At 64.4% G+C, this 19,897-nt stretch carries 20 protein-coding genes; 15 read left to right on the top strand and 5 right to left on the bottom strand.

The window, feature by feature from the left end; translation table 11 throughout:
- Positions 1-18 precede the first annotated feature (18 nt).
- Complete coding sequence (locus ACE3PP_RS03660; RefSeq protein WP_374378041.1) at positions 19-732, top strand: tRNA (guanosine(46)-N(7))-methyltransferase TrmB; 714 nt, start codon at positions 19-21, stop codon at positions 730-732.
- Positions 733-905: 173 nt separating this feature from the next.
- On the opposite strand, the gene map is transcribed toward ACE3PP_RS03660, so the two are convergent.
- Positions 906-1,724: a type I methionyl aminopeptidase gene (gene map / locus ACE3PP_RS03655; RefSeq protein WP_374378039.1), complete on the bottom strand. Its 819-nt coding sequence runs from the start codon at positions 1,722-1,724 to the stop codon at positions 906-908.
- Positions 1,725-1,818: 94 nt separating this feature from the next.
- Here map and ACE3PP_RS03650 point away from each other — a divergent pair, with 94 nt between their 5' ends.
- From ACE3PP_RS03650 to ACE3PP_RS03625, 6 genes are all read left to right on the top strand, one after another.
- Positions 1,819-4,392, top strand: a complete 2,574-nt coding sequence (locus tag ACE3PP_RS03650) for a helicase-related protein (protein WP_374378037.1) — start codon at positions 1,819-1,821, stop codon at positions 4,390-4,392.
- Positions 4,389-4,784 carry an RNA-binding S4 domain-containing protein gene (locus tag ACE3PP_RS03645; protein ID WP_374378036.1) on the top strand — a complete coding sequence of 132 codons (396 nt, stop codon included), beginning with the start codon at positions 4,389-4,391 and terminating at the stop codon, positions 4,782-4,784. The genes ACE3PP_RS03650 and ACE3PP_RS03645 overlap by 4 nt, the downstream gene beginning before the upstream one ends.
- Positions 4,785-4,893: 109 nt before the next feature.
- Positions 4,894-5,229 (top strand): ferredoxin FdxA, encoded by a 336-nt coding sequence (fdxA, locus tag ACE3PP_RS03640; RefSeq protein ID WP_374378035.1) that lies wholly within the window; start codon positions 4,894-4,896, stop codon positions 5,227-5,229.
- Positions 5,230-5,813: 584 nt separating this feature from the next.
- Positions 5,814-6,353 carry a CarD family transcriptional regulator gene (locus ACE3PP_RS03635; protein ID WP_374378347.1) on the top strand — a complete coding sequence of 180 codons (540 nt, stop codon included), beginning with the start codon at positions 5,814-5,816 and terminating at the stop codon, positions 6,351-6,353.
- A gap of 307 nt (positions 6,354-6,660) precedes the next feature.
- Positions 6,661-7,623: a calcium-binding protein gene (locus ACE3PP_RS03630; protein ID WP_374378034.1), complete on the top strand. Its 963-nt coding sequence runs from the start codon at positions 6,661-6,663 to the stop codon at positions 7,621-7,623.
- Positions 7,624-7,752: 129 nt separating this feature from the next.
- The gene (locus ACE3PP_RS03625) at positions 7,753-8,553 is read left to right on the top strand and encodes a hypothetical protein (RefSeq protein ID WP_374378032.1); all 801 of its coding nucleotides are present in this window, start codon (positions 7,753-7,755) and stop codon (positions 8,551-8,553) included.
- Here the strand turns inward: ACE3PP_RS03625 and ACE3PP_RS03620 are convergent, their stop codons facing one another.
- Entirely contained in the window at positions 8,554-9,783 is a 1,230-nt protein-coding gene (locus ACE3PP_RS03620; protein ID WP_374378030.1) for a CCA tRNA nucleotidyltransferase, read from the bottom strand.
- Between the two features lie 144 nt (positions 9,784-9,927).
- On the opposite strand from ACE3PP_RS03620, the gene ACE3PP_RS03615 reads away from it, so the two are divergent.
- Positions 9,928-11,121, top strand: coding sequence for an acetate/propionate family kinase (locus tag ACE3PP_RS03615; protein ID WP_374378028.1), 1,194 nt, complete (start codon positions 9,928-9,930; stop codon positions 11,119-11,121).
- A 10-nt stretch (positions 11,122-11,131) separates the two neighbouring features.
- Here the strand turns inward: ACE3PP_RS03615 and ACE3PP_RS03610 are convergent, their stop codons facing one another.
- The 3 genes from ACE3PP_RS03610 to mutM all read right to left on the bottom strand — a co-directional run bounded on the left by ACE3PP_RS03610 (position 11,132) and on the right by mutM (position 14,012).
- Positions 11,132-12,172 carry a glycosyltransferase family 4 protein gene (locus tag ACE3PP_RS03610; protein ID WP_374378345.1) on the bottom strand — a complete coding sequence of 347 codons (1,041 nt, stop codon included), beginning with the start codon at positions 12,170-12,172 and terminating at the stop codon, positions 11,132-11,134.
- Entirely contained in the window at positions 12,169-12,987 is an 819-nt protein-coding gene (locus ACE3PP_RS03605; protein ID WP_374378026.1) for a UDP-2,3-diacylglucosamine diphosphatase, read from the bottom strand. Before ACE3PP_RS03605 ends, ACE3PP_RS03610 begins: the two co-directional genes overlap by 4 nt.
- 200 nt (positions 12,988-13,187) lie before the next feature.
- A complete protein-coding gene (gene mutM, locus ACE3PP_RS03600) occupies positions 13,188-14,012 on the bottom strand; it encodes a bifunctional DNA-formamidopyrimidine glycosylase/DNA-(apurinic or apyrimidinic site) lyase (protein WP_374378023.1) in 825 nt (274 codons plus the stop codon).
- 117 nt (positions 14,013-14,129) lie between these two features.
- Between mutM and ubiE the strand changes: the two genes are divergently transcribed.
- The 7 genes from ubiE (at position 14,130) to ACE3PP_RS03565 (ending at position 19,862) form a co-directional block, all read left to right on the top strand.
- Positions 14,130-14,906 (top strand): bifunctional demethylmenaquinone methyltransferase/2-methoxy-6-polyprenyl-1,4-benzoquinol methylase UbiE, encoded by a 777-nt coding sequence (ubiE, locus tag ACE3PP_RS03595; RefSeq protein ID WP_374378021.1) that lies wholly within the window; start codon positions 14,130-14,132, stop codon positions 14,904-14,906.
- Position 14,907: 1 nt separating this feature from the next.
- Positions 14,908-16,461, top strand: a complete 1,554-nt coding sequence (ubiB, locus tag ACE3PP_RS03590) for a 2-polyprenylphenol 6-hydroxylase (RefSeq protein WP_374378019.1) — start codon at positions 14,908-14,910, stop codon at positions 16,459-16,461.
- Positions 16,461-17,111: an HAD family hydrolase gene (locus ACE3PP_RS03585; RefSeq protein WP_374378017.1), complete on the top strand. Its 651-nt coding sequence runs from the start codon at positions 16,461-16,463 to the stop codon at positions 17,109-17,111. The genes ubiB and ACE3PP_RS03585 overlap by 1 nt, the downstream gene beginning before the upstream one ends.
- A gap of 12 nt (positions 17,112-17,123) precedes the next feature.
- Positions 17,124-17,552: a YqaA family protein gene (locus ACE3PP_RS03580; protein ID WP_374378015.1), complete on the top strand. Its 429-nt coding sequence runs from the start codon at positions 17,124-17,126 to the stop codon at positions 17,550-17,552.
- Between the two features lie 147 nt (positions 17,553-17,699).
- Positions 17,700-18,908: a bifunctional phosphopantothenoylcysteine decarboxylase/phosphopantothenate--cysteine ligase CoaBC gene (gene coaBC / locus ACE3PP_RS03575; RefSeq protein WP_374378013.1), complete on the top strand. Its 1,209-nt coding sequence runs from the start codon at positions 17,700-17,702 to the stop codon at positions 18,906-18,908.
- Entirely contained in the window at positions 18,905-19,384 is a 480-nt protein-coding gene (dut, locus tag ACE3PP_RS03570; RefSeq protein WP_374378011.1) for a dUTP diphosphatase, read from the top strand. The genes coaBC and dut overlap by 4 nt, the downstream gene beginning before the upstream one ends.
- 22 nt (positions 19,385-19,406) lie before the next feature.
- Complete coding sequence (locus tag ACE3PP_RS03565; RefSeq protein WP_374378009.1) at positions 19,407-19,862, top strand: Rrf2 family transcriptional regulator; 456 nt, start codon at positions 19,407-19,409, stop codon at positions 19,860-19,862.
- Positions 19,863-19,897 lie beyond the last annotated feature (35 nt).

The raw sequence follows: 19,897 nt of genomic DNA, 5'->3' as shown, positions 1-19,897 counted from the left end.
CACGCGAGACCCAGGTCGATGACCGACAAAAACGCCGCGGCTCCGGAAGAAACGGGGCCGCGGCGAAACTTTTATGGCCGCCGCCAGGGGAGGCCCTTGCGGGAGAACCGCAAACGCCTGATGGAGACGCTGCTGCCCTCCATCACCGTGAGCGTGCGCCCGAACGAGACGATCGACCCCGCCGCGCTCTTCGATGCGCCGAAGACGGAATATTGGCTGGAGATCGGCTTCGGCGGCGGCGAGCATCTCGCCTGGCAGGCTAAGGAAAACCGCGATGTCGGTTTGATCGGCTGCGAGATCTTCCTCAATGGAATCGCCTCGGCGCTGTCGCATATCGATGCCGATAAGCTCGACAATGTCCGCATCTATCCGGAAGACGTGCGCGACCTGCTGCCCGCGTTGAAGCTTCAGTCCTTCGACAAGATTTTCCTGCTGTTCCCCGACCCCTGGCACAAGGCGCGGCATGCCAACCGCCGCTTCGTCAACCAGGCCAACCTCGATATCGTCGCTGGCCTGCTGAAACCCGGTGGGGAGTTCCGGGTGGGCAGCGACGACCCAGTCTATATCGGCTGGTCGCTGGCCCACACCACGCGCCACAAGGCCTTCAAATGGCTCGCTGAGAAAGAAACCGATTGGGCCATCCGCCCCGCTGACTGGCCGCCCACGCGCTATGAGCAGAAGGCCATCCGCCAAGGCCGCGTGCCGCATTACTTCAGGTTCAAGCGGGTCTAAGTCTTCGCTCGCACCCCCACCCTAACCCTCCCCCTGAAGGGAGAGGGAATCTGACCCAGCTTGCTGTGACGTTGGTGCGCACTCTGCTCTCATCCCCCTCTCCCTTCAGGGGGAGGGCCTCCCGACGGATGTCGGCATGCGCCGACAGGGTGGAGGAGTGCTAGGTGACGGGTCTAGGCCGCGAGCTGCCAGTAGATGTCTTTCGGCGACAGCGTGAAGATCTCGACGCCGGTCTCGGTCACGCCGACCGAATGTTCGAACTGCGCGGAGAGCGACTGATCGCGTGTCACCGTGGTCCAGCCGTCGCCGAGGATCTTCACGTCGGCCTTGCCGGCATTGAGCATCGGTTCGATGGTGAAGATCATGCCGGGCTCCAGCACCACGCCGGTACCGGGCTTGCCGTAATGAAGCACCTGCGGGGCGTCGTGGAAAACGCGGCCCACGCCGTGGCCGCAGAAATCCTCGACCACCGAGAAGCGGTTCTTTCGCGCCAGCGTCTCGATGGCATTGCCGACATCGCCCAGCGTGTTGCCGGGCTTCACGACGGCAATGCCCGCCATCAGCGACTGGTAGGTGACGTCGCAGAGGCGCCGCGCCTTCACACTGGCTTCACCCGCGATGTACATGCGGCTGGAATCGCCGTGCCAGCCATCGACCAAGGGGGTCACGTCGATATTGAGGATATCGCCGTCAGTCAGCACTTTTTTGTCGGAAGGAATGCCGTGGGTCACGACATGGTTCACCGAGATGCAGCTGGCGTGTTGATAGCCCTTATAGCCGATCGTCGCCGGCACGCCGCCATGATCGCGCATAAAGGTTTCGCACAATTTGTCGAGCGCTGCCGTGCTGATGCCCGGCCGGACATGGGGACCGATGAAATCCAAGGTTTCGGCAGCCAGGCGCCCGGCGCGGCGCATGCCCTCGAATCCCTCCGCATCGTGGAGCGGAATGGAGCGGTTGTTCATATCGCGCTGGGCGGAAAGCTTCATCATGGGGCCTATCTAAGACCGATCCGGCCACAGGTCAATGAAGGGGCAATCGTTAACCTTGCAATCCGGTCCGTCCCTGGCCAATTCTGGTGTCATCATGAGCGCGCAAAGACTGACGGCGGTTCTAGGGCCCACCAATACCGGGAAGACCTATATGGCCATGGAACGGCTGCTGGGGCACCGGTCGGGCATGATCGGCTTTCCGTTGCGGCTGCTGGCGCGCGAGAATTACGACAAAGCGGTGAAGTCGGTCGGCGTCGAGGCCTGTGCCCTGGTGACCGGCGAGGAAAAGATCGTGCCGCGGGGCGCCCGCTATTTCTTCTGCACGGTCGAATCCATGCCGCTCGACCGGCCCGTCGCCTTCATCGCCGTCGATGAAATCCAATTGGCGGCGGATACCGAGCGCGGGCATATCTTCACCGACCGGCTGATCCGGGCGCGGGGCATGGACGAGACCATGTTCATGGGATCGGACGCGGCCATGCCCTGGGTCAAGCTGCTGGTGCCGGGGATCGAGATCGTCAACCGACCGCGCTTCTCGACCCTTTCCTATGCCGGCACCAAGAAGATCACGCGCCTGCCGCCGCGCTCGGCCGTGGTCGCTTTCTCGGCGGCCGACGTCTATGCCATCGCCGATCTCATCCGCCGCCAGCGCGGCGGCACTGCCATCGTCATGGGAGCGCTCAGCCCCCGCACCCGCAATGCCCAGGTCGATCTCTATCAGGCGGGCGAGGTCGATTATCTGGTGGCAACGGATGCCATCGGCATGGGCCTCAATATGAATGTAGGCCATGTCGCCTTTGCCGCCCTGAAGAAATTCGACGGCCGTTCCTTGCGCGCCCTTTCCCGCGCCGAGATCGGGCAGATCGCGGGCCGCGCCGGGCGGCACATGACCGACGGCACCTTCGGCACCACGGCCGATGTGGGGCCGATGGACCCGGACCTCATCGAGGCGGTCGAGAATCACCGCGTCGACCCGATCCATTTTCTGATGTGGCGCAATGCCGAGCTTGATTTCCGCAGCATCGACGGCTTGCTCAAAAGCCTCGATGCGCGGCCGCCGCATCCGGGCCTCGTGCGGCAGCAGGAGGCGATCGACCATCAATCGCTTGCGGCACTGGCGCGCGATGAGGAAATCCGGGCGCTGGCTCAGGGCAAGGGCCGCGTCGCCTTGCTGTGGGAAGTCTGCCAGATCCCCGATTTCAGAAAGTTGATGACGGATGCGCATCTGCGGCTGCTGGGGCAGATATTCAGGCATCTTGCGACCGGCGGCTTGGCGATCGGGCGCCTGCCCACGGATTGGATCGCCGACCAGATGCAACGCCTCGACCGCATCGACGGCGATATCGATCATCTGACGCAGCGCATCGCCCATATCCGCACCTGGTCCTATATCGCCCAACGCAGTGAATGGCTCACCGACGCGCCGCATTGGCAGGCGCGCGCGCAGGAGATCGAAGACAAGCTTTCCGACGCGCTGCATGAGGCGCTCACGCAACGCTTCGTCGACCGCCGCCATGCGGCCCTTCATCGCCGCATGAGCGAGGGGCAGAAGCTCGATGCCGTCTTCGGCGAAGATGGCAGCGTTACGGTCGAGGGGCACGAGGTGGGCCTTCTCAAAGGTCTCGACTTCTTCCCCGCCGTCGACGCGAATGCCGAAGAAGCCCGGCCGCTGCTCGCCGCCGCGCGGCGCGTGCTGGGACCGGCGATGCGCCAGCGCGTCACCGACCTCATCGCCTCGCCCGACGGCGATTTCAAGCTGGATGCGCTGGGCGCCATCACCTGGCGCGACAATGCTCTTGCGCGCCTGGTGCGCGGCGACCAGCCGCTGCGCCCGATGATCGAATTGAAACCCATCGACCTCATCGACGGGCGCCAGCGGCAGGCGATCGAACAGCGCCTGCGCCATTGGCTGGACCGGTTGCTGCGCCACCGCCTGCGCCCGGTCTTCCTGGCACAGGGTGCCAAGCTCGAACCCGCCGCGCGCGGTCTCGTCTATCAGCTGGGCGAGGGTTTGGGTGCCCTCAACCGGGAAGGCGTGCGCACGCAGCTTGCAGCTCTCACCGCCACGGACCGCAAGGCGCTCGCTTCCCTCGGCGTCCGCATCGGCGCGGTCACCATCTGGATGGGGCGGCTCGACGACAAGCGGCAGCGGCGGCTTCTGGGTCTGCTCGCGGCGCTGTGGTACCGGCTGGCGCTCGATACCGAAGGAAAGCCCGATCCGGCCCGGCTCGATGCGGGCGGCCTTGAGGCCTGGCAGATGGCGGGCGGCAAGCGCGTGGTGGCGGGGAAGGCCTATGCATTCGGCGAGTTGGAACGCCTGGCGCTCACCTTGCGCGAAGCGGCCCATGCCAAGACCCTCTCGGCCGATGACGCCAATGCGGCGAAGTTCAATTTGAGCCCCGAGGAACTGGGCCAGACCATGCGGCAGCTGGGCATTCGCGCCACCCTGCCGGGCGGCGTCCGGGCACCGTCGCGGCCCAAGCGGGGCAAGCCGAACACCCTGCCGAAAATGCCCCGCCAGGAGCCCAAGATCGATCCGGATTCGCCCTTTGCCGCCTTGGCGGGCCTCCACGACCGCCTCATCGCCAAGGAAGCGGCCCCCCGTCCCGCCAAGCGTCGCCGCCGACGCCACCGACCCGCTGCGCCATCCAAACCGGACGCTTCATGAGCGAGACCCAGCGCCTCGACAAATGGCTGTGGTTCGCCCGCTTTCTCAAGAGCCGGTCGCTGGCGACGACGCTTGCCGCCAGCGGCAAGCTGCGGCTCAACGGGCAGCTCATTTCGAAGGCGCACCAGCAGGTGAAGGAGGGCGACATGCTGACCTTCCCGCTGGGACCGCATATCCGCGTCATCAAGGTCCTGGCGCCGGGGTCAAGGCGGGGCCCGGCACCCGAGGCGCAGACCCTTTATGAGGATCTGTCGCCCCCACTCCCGCGCGAGAAGCGACCGGAGGAGGTGCAAGGGGGACAGCCGCCGCTGCGGGAGCCCGGCAGCGGGCGGCCCACCAAGCGGGAGCGGCGCGCCATCGACCAGCTGATGGGTGAGGAAGATGAGGATTAAAGACCCTACGGGCCACATGCGCGGGCTGGCCCAGTTGCACCCGCGCGGGCCCCTGTGGTAGCTAGCCCGGAAAGCGAAAGAAACATTTACGCCATCAGGAGCAGTCGCCATGGCCTATGTCGTTACCGAGGCATGCATCAAGTGCAAATACATGGACTGTGTCGAAGTCTGCCCGGTCGATTGCTTCTATGTCGGCGCCAACACGTTGGTGATCCACCCGGACGAATGCATCGATTGCGGCGTCTGCGAGCCGGAATGCCCGGCTGACGCCATCCTGCCGGATTCCGAGCCGGAGGCGGAAAAGTGGCTGGAGATGAACCGGCAATACGCCCAGACTTGGCCGAACATCACCCGCAAGGGCGAGTCCCCCGCCGACGCCGACGAGTGGAAGGGCGTCGCGGACAAATTTGCCAAACATTTCGACCCGAATCCGGGCAAAGCCTGATATTCACTTTATGTTTCTAAGTATTTGATCCTAGCGCGACGCTATGTCGCGCTTGCGATTCCACATTTTGCGCCCCACCTGAGCCTTTGCGCTACACCCGGTGGTTAATGTCACTGCGCCCTGCGCATAACTGCCTTTCCTTGAATTCGAGCCCGATTTTTGCTATAAAACTTGGGAAGGTCGTTGGGGCGGAATCCATTGGAAAGATTAATCTTTTCAGCTCCGCCCAAGCCTAAAAGTTAACAACAAACCAGACTCGGAATCTGTAAGGAACCGGGACAGGTTTGCTGCGGCTTTGAATCAGGTTTGTGACAGTTCCGGGTCTCATCAGAAGGACCCGTTGGGGATAAGCCGGTGGCAGTGCCGGGATGTTGATAGGTACTGCGCAGCGGCGAGGCGGCGTTGGGTGGAGCAACTCCCTCGGCAATGAGGTCGTTGTCCTGGTGAAGGGCCTGTTTCGGTGAAACGGGCGGACTTCGCGCCCCCAAATGTCGTGGCTCCTGACCGGATCCAGCGCGGGTCCGATGAGGGGGCCAAAGCGGCGAACCGGATGTGATTGCGATATGTGATCGGATGAAATGGAGATGATTGTGGTCGAGAAAGCTGTGAAGAAGACGGTAGCCGCCAAGGACAAGGATCTGGGCTTCAAGAAGGGCGACTTCGTCGTCTACCCGACCCACGGCGTCGGCAAGGTCATGGGCATCGAGAGCCAGGAGATTTCCGGCCACGCTCTGCAGGTCATCATCATTCTGTTCGACAAGGACCGCATGACCCTGCGCGTTCCCGTCGCCAAGGCGAAGAATTCGGGCCTCCGTAAGCTGTCCAGCAAGAAGGTCATGGAGACCGCACTGCAGACGCTGAAGGGCCGTTCGCGCGTGAAGCGCGCCATGTGGTCGCGCCGCGCCCAGGAATATGAAGCCAAGATCAATTCGGGCGATCCGGTCTCGATCGCGGAAGTCGTGCGCGATCTGCATCGCAATGCCGACCAGCCGGATCAATCCTACAGCGAACGCCAGATCTATCAGGCGGCCCTTGACCGCCTGGTCCGCGAACTTGCCGCCATCGAAGGCATGGACGAGCAGGCCGCGACCGAACGACTGCATCAGGTGATGAAGGCGGCCTAAAAGGCCCCCCCTCCACCCACCAGCTCTCTCCTCAGAGAGGCTCCCCGAGCGGCATCGACCGCTAACGACGGATGGTCCCCGGATCCCCTTCCGGTCCATCCGTCGGGGGTGTTCTCAGCCAGCGGCCCAGTTGTCTCCTTGCCGGCCGCATCGCTCCCCTTCCAAGAAACCCAGCGTTTCCGCCCTTTCCCGCAAATGGACGGTGAGCCAGGTCACAGTTGGGCCAAAGCAGGCGAACCGCCGACCCCGCCCTCTCGACTACCGGTCAATGCGATCCCGCAGCAACCTGTAGCCCGAGGGCCGACCCATGCTTGAAGATCCGACCAAGCGCCTGATGAACCTCAACACGCTCGACAGCGCGCTCATCTATGGACAGACCTATCGCCAAGTCTATTACAGCACGACCCAAGGCAGCGACGGCTCGAATGTGCTCGATGGTGAATCCCACGCCAACGCCATCTACGGCAATGGCGGCAACGACACGCTGAATGGCCTGGGCGGCAACGATCTTCTGGATGGCGGCACCGGCAATGACCAGCTGGATGGCGGCGAAGGCAACGACAAGCTCTTCGGCGGCGACGGCAACGACACCATGTTCGGCGGCAATGGCGACGATTACTTCGTCGGCGGCGAAGGCTATGACAAAATGTTCGGCGGATACGGTCACGACACCGTCGACTATTCGACATCGACCCATGCCGTCTATGTCGCGATGGACGGCAGCACCTTCGGCGGCAGCGATCAGGTGAGCGCCATCGAGGATCTGATCGGCTCCGACTTCGACGACGATATCGACGGCAGCAGCGACGCCAACATGATCAAGGGCGGCGACGGCAACGACAATATCTGGGGTGGTGCCGGCGACGACAAGATTTACGGCGAAGATGGTGACGATTACCTGTTCGGCGGCACCGGCGCCAACATCATCGACGGCGGCGCGGGCAATGACCACATCCATGCGGGTGCCGGCAATTACAACGACGTCGTCACCGGCGGTTCGGGTGCCGATACCTTCCACTGGCAGGTCGACGTGGTGAACGGCCACGACATCATCACCGATTTCGATCCGCTGCAGGACGCGCTAGACCTCTTGGACCCCTATGGCAACGGTTCGCCGAATGTCGGTGTCGGCACCAGCGCCGATGGCGACGTGCTGATCACTTTCGGCACCAGCACGGTCGAGCTCGACGGCGTCCACAATCAGGGCTGGGGATCGCTGCAGGACCTGCAGAATGCCGGCTTCAACATCGAGCACACCGTTGTGAACTGAAGCCGACCACAATCGGCCCAGAGACGACGCCCCGGCCATCTCGGCCGGGGCGTCATCGTTTTGTCGCACATGCTATGATCTGCCGACGCGCCCCGAGTCGCGAAACCCGTCGCACAACGATCAGAGCAGATGCAGGAAAAAGAGAAATTCGCCGTTCTGAAGAAGCCGGGGCGCATCTGGGCGATCTCTCCTATCCACGGCGACATGCCGCGCCTCAGGGCCCTTCATGCCTATATCGCGGAACAGTTCGAGCCGGTCGACCGCCTGGTCTATCTGGGCGGCTTCATGGGGCGCGGCCCCGACGTTGCCGGCACGCTTGATGAAATGATCACCTTTCGCCGCCAGATCCTGGCGCGGCGTTTCATGTTCCCCAGCGACATCGTCTATCTGCGCGGCCAGCAGGAAGAAATGTGGATCAAGCTGCTGCAGCTGCAATTCGCGCCGAACCCGCGCGAGGTTCTGCCCTGGCTGCTGCAGCAAGGTGTCGGCCCCAGCATCACCGCCTATGGCGGCGACCCGGCCGAGGGCATCATCCATTGCCGCGAGGGGGCTCTTGCCATCACGCGCTGGACCAATTCGCTGCGCGCCGCCCAGCAGGCAAGGCCCGGCCATGCCGCCCTGATGTCGGCCATCCGCCGCGCCGCCTATACCGACGATCTGGGGCTTCTTTTCGTCCATGCCGGGCTCGACCCGGAACGGCCGCTGTCGGCCCAGGGCGACAGCCTGTGGTGGGGCAGCGGTGCCTTTGCCAATCTCGACCACCCTTACGGCCAGTTCCTCAAAGTCGTGCGCGGCTTCGACCGGCATCATGGCGGCCCAGCGATGAGCGCCTTCACCATGACGCTGGACGGCGGCTGCGGCTATGGCGGCAAGGCAGTGGCGGCCCTCCTCGACCCCAAGGGCGAGTTGCTGGATTTGGTCGAGGCGTAGCTAGCCCAGCCGTTTCTTCGCTTCGGCCAGGCACTGGGCGGCATCGGCTCTGAAATCCCCGTCGATCCACCAGGCTTCAATCTCGGCCAGCCGGGTGCCCAGTTCCGGGCCGGCCTTGAGGCCGAGCTTGATGAGATCGCGACCGGCCAGGGGAAAAGTCGGGCGCGGCCAGCTTTCGACAATCTCGAAAGCGCGGTGCCAGGCACCTTCGTTTTCGCCCGGCTGCCAATCGAGCAGGATGCGGTCCCGGGCCCGGTCATTGCCGAGCGCATAGATCTGGCGGCGGATCGCCTGATCGCCGGAAGGATCGAAGTCGGGGCGGGCCTCGCTGCCCGCTAGCAAGCGGTCGCGATCGGCGTTAGAGAGTTTCAATGTCTCGGCAATCTCGGCACCGCTGCCGGTGAGTGCCAGGGCGGTCAGGCGCCGAATGGCATCGGGCCGCAATTTCAGCCGGGTCTCCAGCGCTGCGACCTTGACCAGCCTGTCCTGGGACGTCGCCCAGGGCAAATAGGCGACGGCGAAGTCGAGCCCCAGCATTTCGCCCCAGACATCGACACCGCGCCGGGCGGTGAAGAGCTTCAATGTTTCCTGGCGCAACCTTTCGCCGGAGAGGCGCTTCAATTCATGCCGGCGCTGGGTGGCTGCGAGGATCGCAGCCTCGTCGAACGCGCCCACGGCATAGTCCGCGTGGAAGCGGAAGAAGCGCAGGATGCGGAGGTAATCCTCGTCCATGCGCTGCGCCGGATCGCCGACGAAACGGACGCGGCCCTCTTTGAGGTCAGTGAGGCCGCCGAAATAATCGTGGATGTTGCCGCCGGCATCGCAAAAGAGCGCGTTCATGGTGAGATCGCGCCGCGCCGCGTCCTGCTGCCAGTCATCGGTGAAGGCGACGGTCGCATGACGGCCATCGGTTTCAAGATCGTGGCGCAGCGTCGTCACTTCGAAACCCACATGGTCGGCAATGGCCGTGATCGTGCCGTGCTTGATTCCCGTCGGCACGGCACGAAGGTTCGCCTTGGCGAGGGCCGCCAGAACAGCCTCGGGTTCCAGGTTGGTGGCAATGTCGATATCGCGGATGTCGCGCTCGAGGAGCGCGTCGCGCACGCAGCCACCGACGAAGCGCCCCTCGCCCCCGGCAGCCTGGAGTGCCGCCAGGACCTTGTCCGCCGCTTCGGCGTGGGGCCAAGTTTTGCGCCAGTTGGCGAGGTCGGGAAGGGTCGTGATTCGCATGGGCCGCATCCTAGCCGATGGGTGTCGGGATCGGATAGGGCCGGGACCGGTGGCGGGGCGACAGGTAATGGGGGCTGGCCTGTCTTGCGGGCGCCCGCTGGCCCTTGTCAGCCGCGCCCGGAACTGGCCTAGGATCGCTGCATCATGAGCAACAGCATCCTCGCCATCAACGCCGGCTCGTCCAGCATCAAGTTCCAGGCATTCGCCACCGGGCCTGAGGCGCTGCTGCGGCGCGTCAGCGGCCTCCTGGAGGGGATCGGCAACGCGCCGCGCCTCGTCATCCGTGACGGCGCGGGGAAGATCCTGCGCGACGACAAGCTGACCCAGGCCGCGGCGCCGAGCGTCGAGGCGGGCGAGGCCATCATCGGCGACTGGCTGCTGAGCGCCGAGGCAAAGGATGTGATAGGCGGCCCGGTCAGTGCCATCGGCCACCGTGTGGTGCATGGCGGACCGGATTTCAGCACCGCCGCCCGCATCGACGATTCCGTGCTGGCGCGGATCGAGGCGCTGACCCCCCTGGCGCCGCTCCACCAGCCAAAGAACCTGGCACCCATCCTGGCCTGGCGGCAGCGCCAGCCAGCGATGCCGCAGGTCGCCTGCTTCGATACCGCCTTCCATCGCGGCCATTCGGAACTGGCCGACCGTTTCGCCATTCCCGACGCCCTCTATCGCGAGGGTGTCAGGCGCTATGGCTTTCACGGCATTTCCTATGCCTTCATCGCCGAAAAGCTGAATGAGGTGGCGCCGGCCATCGCCAAAGGGCGCGTGATCGTCGCGCATCTCGGCAATGGCTGTTCGCTCTGCGCCATGAAGGACGGACGCAGCGTCGATTCCACCATGAGCTTCACGGCCCTGGACGGGATTCCGATGGGAACGCGGCCCGGCGCCATCGATCCCGGCATCGTCCTTTACCTGATGCGCGAGAAGGGCATGGACGCGGCCGCGATCGAAACCTTCCTCTACCACCAATGCGGCCTCAAGGGGCTCTCCGGCATCAGCAACGATGTGCGCGTGCTGGAGGCAAGCGACGCGGCGCAAGCGCGGCTGGCGCTCGACCATTTCGTCTATCGCATCGCCAAGGAGATCGGCGCCCTGGCGGCCGTCCTCGGTGGCATCGACGCGTTGGTGTTCACGGCCGGCATTGGCGAGAACGGTGCCGATATCCGCGCCCGCATCGCCCGTGCCTGCGCTTGGCTCGGCGTCAACCTCGACCCGGTCGCCAATGCGGCGCGGGAAACGGATTTCAGCGCGACGGCAGGCGGACCGCGGCTGCTGATGGTGCCGACGGACGAGGAATGGATGATCGCCCGCTATACGCGGCAAGTCCTGTCGCTGTGACGATGCCGTCTCAGGTAAAGAGACGGACGGGGATCAGCACCAAATTGGAGAGGAATTGTTCCGTGGCCGCGCGCCAGGAAAAGCGCTCGGCCGCCTGCCGGCATTGGCTGCGCGGTATCTTGATGGCGCGGGCGATGGCGGCACCGAGGTCACGGTCGAGTGCCCCTGAGATACCTTCCTGCAGAATGTCCTTTGGTCCTGCGACCGGAAAGGCCGCGACCGGCACACCGGACGCCAACGCTTCGAGGATCACGAGACCGAACGTGTCGGTAAGGCTGGGGAACACAAAGACGTCGGCCGCGGCGTAAAGCTCGGCCAGATCCTCACCCACCTTCTGGCCCAGGAACCTGGCGGCCGGGAAACGGGATTTGAGATCCTGATGCAGCGGCCCATCCCCGATTACGACCTTGCTGCCGGGAAGATCGAGTGCCAGGAACGCCTCGATATTCTTCTCGATGGCGAGGCGACCGACATAAAGATGGATCGGGCGCGGCAGGTCCGCGAGCGGCGGCGCCGCGTTGGCGAGAAGGCGCGGCCGGAAGAGCCGCGTATCGACCCCGCGCGACCAGCGCTTGATATGCAGAAAACCGCGCGCCTTGAGATCGGCCTCGATCGAGGGGGTGGCGACCATCGTCGCCTGTGCCGCGGCGTGAAAGCGCCGGAGCCACGCATAGGACCAGCGCAGCGGCAGGCCGAAACGGGCGGCGATATATTCGGGAAAGCGCGTGTGGTAGGCGGTGGTGAAGGGCAGCCCGCGCCGCAGGCAATAGCGCCGCGCGGCAAGGCCCAGCGGACCTTCGGTGGCGATATGGATGGCGTTGGGCTGCAAGGCATCGAGGCGCGCCGCCAGCCGCCGGTAGGGAAAGAGCGAAAGGCGGATCTCAGGATAGGTCGGACAGGGCAGCGAGCGGAAGGATTGCGGCGAGATGATCGTCGGCCGGTGCCCGGCTGCAATCAGTTCATCCATCGTGCGACCGATCGTGCGCACGACACCATTCGTCTGCGGCGCCCAGGCGTCGGTGACGATGGCGATGTTGAGTGAGGCTGTCATTCCGCCGGCGCGCTCGCGGTCGGTGTCGCGGAAGGTGTGTCGCTCCGCGACGTCAGCATGGAGAGTTGCCGTTGGCTGGCCCATTCGATGATCTCCAGGCGCCCGTCGCGATGTTCGACCAGGGCGGTGCAGCTTTCAACCCAATCGCCATCATTGGCATAGATAATGCCGTCGATTTCCTTGAGTGCCGCCTGGTGAATGTGGCCGCACACCACGCCGTCGAAGCCGCGGCGCTGCGCTTCGGCCGCCACGGTATGTTCGAAATCGGCGATGAACTTGACCGCGTCCTTGACCCGCGACTTGAGCCAGGCGGACAGCGACCAGTAGGGATAGCCGAAGGCCACCCGCGCCCGGTTGAACCAGTGATTGAGCGTGAGTGCCAGCGTGTAGGCGGAATCGCCGAGCTTGGCGAGCCAGGGCGCGTAGCGCACGATGCCGTCGAAGGCGTCGCCGTGAATGATGAGCAGCCGCTTGCCGTCGGCGGTTTCGTGCACCGCCTCGTTCATCACCATGACGTCGCCGAAGGCATGGTCGTCATAGTCGCGCAAGGGTTCGTCGTGATTGCCGGGCACATAGATGACCTGCGTGCCCTTGCGCGCCTTCCGGAGCAGCTTCTGCACGACGTCATTGTGGCTCTGCGGCCAGAACCAGCCCTTGGAGAGGCGCCAGCAATCGATGACATCGCCGATGAGGTAGATGTAATCGGCTTCGTTCGCCCGCAGGAAGTCGAGCAGATAGTGCGCTTTGCAGCCGCGCGTGCCGAGATGCACGTCGGATATGAAGATCGCCCGGTAGCGCGCGCTTTCACTCGTCATCTGGGACATCGCGTTCATGTCGCTCGCTTCACGAATCGGCCGGTGGCATTCATTCAGTGGCATTCATTGCGCCGGTGAATAGCGACGAAGCGATTGCAGAATGATGACGGGGTTGGCCGGACGCGGAATCTGCGAATGATTTCATGGGGGCGTCACGGGAGTGACGCGGATGTGTCACGAAAGTCCGGCGCCTGGCGGCGCTATTTCTGATCCACCGGGCAATAGAAGGTCGACCGGCCGCCCTGGGTGATACGCTTCACCGGTCCGCCGCAGGTTGGGCATTTTTCGCCCTCGCGGTCATAGACCTTCCAGCGGTGCTGGAAATAACCGAGCTCGCCATTCGCCTGGACATAATCGCGCAAGGAGGAACCGCCGGCCTTGATGGCTTCCTTGAGGACCTTCTTGATTGCGGCGGCGAGTTTCACCGCGCGTTCGCCGCTTATCGTGCCGGCGCGGCGCTTGGGGCTGATGCCGGCACGGAACAGGGCCTCCGAGGCATAGATGTTCCCCACCCCCACCACCAGGCGCTGGTCCATGATGGCAAGCTTCACCGAGGTCTTGCGGCCCTTCAGCATGGCGGCGAGCGCCGGCCCGTCGAATGCGTCGGAGAGCGGTTCGAGGCCGAGGCTGCGGATGAGCTTGTGATTCTCCAACTCGTCCGCCGCCACCAGATCCATGAGGCCGAAGCGGCGCGCATCGTTGAAGCGCACGCAGGTGCCGTTGTCGATGTCGAAGACGACATGGTCGTGGCGGTCGAGGAGCGACGGGCGCTTTTCATTGACCACCATCGACCCGGACATGCCGAGATGGACGAGGAGGATGTTCCCGTCGTCGAGCTCGATCACGATATATTTGGCGCGCCGCCGGATGGCCTCGATGCGCCGGCCGGTAAGGCGGGCGGCGAACTTTTCCGGGAACGGAAAGCGCAGGTTCGGGCGGCGCTGCTCGACGGCGGTCAGCCGCCGCCCCAGGAGCTTCAGGGCAAGGCCCCGGCAAACAGTCTCGACTTCGGGTAATTCAGGCATGGGATAAGCGGTAAAGGGCCGCAGGGAAGGCGTCAAGTTATTGATCTTACAAGGCTGGCATCCCCGCGCCCTAAAGGCTAAAGTCCCGGCCGAACAGCAAAGATCCAAGCAGCCCAGATGCCTATCGAGACCCCGCGCGACCCTGACAATAACGGTACCGACACCACTTGGTTCGGCTTCCGCCAAGTGGCGGCGGGCGAAAAGGCACATCTGGTGCAGGGCGTCTTTTCCTCGGTCGCCGGCAAATACGATCTGATGAACGATCTGATGTCGGGGGGCATTCACCGCATCTGGAAAGCGGCGATGCTGGACTGGCTCAACCCACGTGCCGGCTGGAACAGCCTCGATGTCGCAGGCGGCACCGGCGATATCGCCTTCCGCATTCGGGAGCGTCAACCCAGCGCCCATGTGACGGTCTGCGACCTGACCCCCGCCATGCTGGAAGTCGGCCGCGACCGCGCGATCGACAAGGGCATCCTCACCGGCCTCGATTGGGTCAGCGGCAATGCCGAGGATCTCCCCTTCGAGGACATGAAGTTCGACAGCTATACGATCGCCTTCGGGCTCCGCAATGTCGGGCGCCAGCAGCGGGCGCTTGAGGAAGCTTACCGGGTGCTGCGCCCGGGTGGCCGGTTCCTGTGCCTCGAATTCAGCCATGTCGCCCTGCCGGCCTTGGCCAAGCTCTATGACGTCTATTCCTTCAAGGTGCTGCCCTGGCTGGGCGAGATCGTGGCGAAGGACCGTGATTCCTATCAATATCTGGTCGAATCGATCCGCAAGTTTCCGACCCAGGACAATCTCGCCGGCATGATGGCGAAGGCCGGCTTCCAGAATGTCAGCTACCGCAACCTCACGGGCGGTATCGCTGCCATCCATTCGGGGTGGCGCGTCTGAGATGATCCGCTCGCTCCGCTCGATCTATCGCCTCTTCGCCATCGCCCGCGTTTTCGCGCGGCACGGCGCCCTGACACCCTTCGAGGCCGCCCTCTCGAATGCGGGCCTTACCCCCGTCCTCCTCTTTGCGGCCCGCGTCTTTCTCGGGCGCGAGGTCGACGGCAAGCGCCCGGGCGAACGGCTCGCGGCGGCCCTCGCTGAGCTCGGCCCGGCCTTCATCAAATTGGGCCAGGTTCTTTCCACCCGCTCCGACCTTCTCGGCGAACAGGTGGCGGCGGACCTTGCGAAACTGCAGGACCAATTGCCGGCTTTCTCCTCCTTCGCCGCCAAATCGCGCATCGAGCAGGAACTGGGGGCACCGCTCTCGGAACTCTTTGCAAGCTTCGACGACGAGCCGGTCTCGGCCGCCTCGATCAGCCAGGTGCATTTCGCCGTCACGACGCCAGAGCTGGAAGCGCCCGACGGCCGCCCCGTCGCCGTCAAAGTGCTGCGCCCCGGCATCGAGGACGCGTTCCAGGCCGATATCGAATTGCTGCTGTGGATCGCCGAGATCATCGAACGCACGCAGCCCAAGCTGCGCCGTCTGAAGCCGGTCGAAGTCGTGCGCACCTTCGCCGCCACCGTGCGGATCGAAATGGATCTCAGGCTCGAAGCCGCCTCCGCTTCGGAGCTGCGTGACAATTTCGAAGGCGACCCGACCTATCGCGTCCCCACCATCGATTGGGCCCGCACCGCCAAGCGCGTGATGACCCAGGAACGCATGACCGGCATCCCGATGGATGACGGGCCGGCCATGCGTGCCGCTGGCCTCGACGTCGACGACGTGCTGACCAAGGCCGCCAACATCTTCTTCAACCAGGCCTTCCGCGACGGCTATTTCCACGGCGACCAGCACCCCGGCAACATGACCGTGGGCTATGACGGCGCCATCCAGGTGGTCGATTTCGGCATCATGGGCCGGCTGGAAAAGAAGACCCGCTTTTATCTGGCCGACATGCTGCTGGGCTTCCTGGAACGCGACTATATGCGCGTCGCCAAGATGCATATCGAGGCCGGCTACCTGCCGCAAAGCCAACCGATCGACGAGTTCGCACTGGCCTTGCGCTCGATCGGCGAGCCAATCCAGGGCCGGCCGTTGCATGAGATCAGCTTCGCCCGGATGCTCGGCCAGCTATTCGCCATCGCCGAGACGTTCGACATGGAAGTGCAGCCGCAATTGCTGCTCCTCCAGAAGAACATGCTGATGGCGGAAGGCGTCTCGCGCCAATTGAACCCGACGCTCAACATCTGGACCCTCGCGCGCCCGCTGATCGAGGAATGGATGATCGAGAACCGCGGTCCCCGCGCACGCATCGAGCAGGGTGTGGCCGATTTCTTCGACGTGATCGAGCGTGGACCGGGCGTCCTCAAGAATGTCGACCGGCTGGTGAGCCATCTCGCCGACGGCGGCCTGAAACTCGACCCGGAAGCCTTGCGCGTCATCAACCGGCAGGGATCGAGCTGGTGGCTGTGGCTCATCATCGCCGTCCTCACCGCAGCACTTCTCTTCCGCTAATGGCGGCCTTCGACACGGTCCTTTTCGATCTCGACGGTACGCTGACCGATCCCCGGGTCGGGATCACCGGCTCGATCCGTTATGCGCTGAAGGCGATGGGCGTCGAGCACGATCCGGCGGACGATCTCACCTGGTGCATCGGGCCGCCGATCCAGCGCAGTTTCGAGAAGCTGCTGGGTGCTGAGAAGGCGGCCGAGGGCGTCGCACATTACCGCGAGCGCTACGGCGCCGGCGGCTTGTTCGAGAACGAGCTTTTTGCGGGGATCGACGATGTTTTGGCCGGCCTTGCGGAGACGGGCATCCGCCTCTTCGTCGCCACGTCGAAAGCGCATCATTTCGCCCGGCCCATCGTCGCGCATTTCGGACTCGATCGCTATTTCATCGCCGTGGAAGGCGCCGAGCTCGACGGGACACGCTCCGACAAGGCGGAGGTCATCGCCCATCTACTGGCGCTCCACCAAGTCGATCCGGCGCGCGCCATCATGATCGGCGACCGTGAGCACGACATCATTGGTGCGCGCAAGAACGGCCTGCGCAACATCGGCGTGCTTTACGGCTTCGGCGATGCGGCGGAACTTCGGGCGGCCGGCGCCGATCAATTGTGCGACGCGCCGACCGATATCCCGGCCTGCCTGGTGCGCTTCACGTAACGGGCGCGTCTCGTGACAGCCGCCTATCTGACGCTGTTCCTCACCGCCTTCGGCGCCGCCACCATCCTGCCCGGCTTTTCAGAAGTCACCTTCACCGCTCTTCTCCTGCAAACGCCTGCCGACTGGCCGATGCTGCTTGGCATCGCCACGGCCGGCAACACGCTGGGCGGCATCGTCAACTGGGTGCTGGGCCGCTTCCTGCTGCATTGGCAGGACCGCAAATGGTTTCCGGTTTCCAAGAAGCGCCTCGATCAAGCGAGCGCCCTTTTCGCGCGCTTCGGCTATCCGCTGCTGCTCCTGTCCTGGCTGCCCATCATCGGCGACCCGATCACGCTCGCCGCCGGTGTCCTCCGCGCCCGCTTCTGGCCCTTCGCCCTCCTCGTCCTCATCGGCAAGGCCGCCCGCTACGGTGCCTTGGCCTGGGCGGCACTGGCCGTCTAGGCACTGGCCATCTAGGCACTAGCGGTTCAAGCGTCCCTTCTGGATTGCACGCCAGCTATTTTACCCTTGCGACATGGGGTATCTTGAATTTGTCCACAGCGATAAGTAAATACTAGGACCTACTGTGGAATAGAGCGGGAAACGGGCGTGGGCGTGGGAAAGCGGGTCCTCCTTATCATCGCCGGTGGCATTGCCGCCTATAAGGCGCTGGATATCATCCGGCGTGGGCGCGAGCGCGGCCTGGATTTCCGCGTGATCCTGACCAAGGGCGGGGCCGAGTTTGTGACCCCCTTGTCCGTGGCGTCGCTGGCCGGGTCAAAGGCCTATACCGAGCTCTTCTCCCTGACCGACGAAGCCGAAATGGGCCATATCCGCCTGGTGCGGGAGGCCGATCTGGTTCTGGTGGCACCGGCCACGGCGGATCTCATTGCTAAGATGGCGCATGGCCTGGCCGACGATCTGGCGAGCACCGCGCTCCTCGCCAACGACAGGCCGGTGCTCATCGCGCCTTCGATGAATGTGGTCATGTGGCGCCAGCCGGCGGTGCAGGCGAATGTCGCCACTTTGCGCGCCCGTGGCGTGTCGGTGGTGGGCCCCGGTGCCGGCGACCTTGCCTGCGGTGAAGTGGGTGACGGTCGCCTGGCCGAGCCGCTCGACATCGTCACGGCCGCCCTCAAGATTCTGTCGGATGGTCCGCTCAAGGGCCTTAAGGCCCTGGTGACATCCGGCCCGACCTTTGAGGCGATCGATCCGGTCCGTTTCATCGGCAACCGGTCGTCCGGCAAACAGGGTCACGCGATCGCCGCTGCCCTTGCCGCCGCCGGGGCCGAGACAATGCTGGTGACGGGCCCCACTTCCCTCCCCGATCCCGCCGGCTGCAAGGTCATCCATATCGAAAGCGCCAACGAGATGCTGGCCGCGGTCGAGGGCAGTCTGCCGGTCGATATCGCCGTTGCCGCCGCCGCCGTCAGCGATTGGCGGCCGAGCCGCGAGGCGCAACAGAAGATGAAGAAGCGCGAAGGTGGCGAGCCGCCGCGCATCGATCTCACGACCAATCCCGATATTCTGGCGACCATTTCCGCACCTGGGCCTAAGCGCCCGGCCCTCGTCATCGGCTTTGCCGCCGAGACGGAGAATGTTGTCGAGCATGCGACCGCGAAACGCCAAAGGAAACAGTGCGACTGGATCCTGGCCAACGACGTCTCCAGCGGGACCGGGACCTTCGGCGGTGCCGACAACAAGGTGCATCTGATCAGCGCGGCGGGGTCTGAGGAATGGCCGCGCCTCAGCAAGACGGAATTGGCCGAACAGCTGGTGGCACGCATCGCGGCGCAGCTGAAAGGTGCCAAATCATGAGCGCCGTGCGTGTCGCCGTCACTAGGCTGCCGCATGGCGCGGACCTGCCCTTGCCCGCCTATGCGACCGATCAGGCGGCTGGGCTCGATCTGCTGGCCGCCATCGATGCGCCGCTGACTTTGCCGCCCTTGGGCCGCGCACTGGTGCCGACGGGCCTTGCTATCGCGCTGCCCGCCGGCTTCGAGGCGCAGGTGCGGCCGCGCTCCGGCCTTGCCCTCAAACAAGGCGTCACGGTGCTGAACGCGCCGGGCACGATCGACGCCGACTATCGCGGCGAGATCGGCGTCATTCTCGTCAATCTTTCCGACCGGCCGGTGACATTGCAGCGCGGCGACCGCATCGCGCAGCTGCTCCTGGCGCGCGTCGAACACCTGGTCTGGGAAGAGGGAGCCGAACTTCCAGCGACTTCACGCGGTGCCGGCGGCTTCGGCTCGACCGGCATTGCGGCCCAACAAACCGTGACCGCGAAACGTTAGACAGAAAAGCGGGGAAGCTTTCGTGCTACATCCATCCAAGCGACTTCTTTTCGCCATCGAGGCCGTCCTCGACATCGCTTATTACGGCGGTTCGCAGCCGGTGCAATCGGGCGATATCTCGGCGCGCCAGGGCATTCCACGGCGTTATCTGGAACAGGTCCTGCAACATCTGGTCCGTTCCGGTATTCTTGCCGGCCATCGCGGCCCCAAGGGCGGCTACCTGCTGGCACGCGAGCGCCGACGCATCAACCTGGGCGAAATCGTCCGTGCCGTGCGGCAGTTCGAAGGATCGCCAGATCCTGTCCAGACCGCGTCGGGTTCCCGCGTGGCTTTGGAGATCGTGCGCCCCGTCTGGCGTGAGTTACAGCAGGAAATGCTGACCAAGCTCGACGACGTGACGCTGGAAGATCTCTGCCAGAAGGCGCAGGCTGCCGGCATCCAGACCGACGCGCTGCAGCGCCTCGATTTCAGTATTTAAAGAGACCGGTGTTGCGGCGCCTCGCTGCGCCGCGA

The sequence above is a fragment of the Dongia sp. genome (genome assembly GCF_041910485.1).
Taxonomy (GTDB): domain Bacteria; phylum Pseudomonadota; class Alphaproteobacteria; order Dongiales; family Dongiaceae; genus Dongia.
The sequence above is the reverse complement of the archived record's forward strand: the minus strand, read 5'-3'. Positions and strand labels throughout refer to the sequence as shown.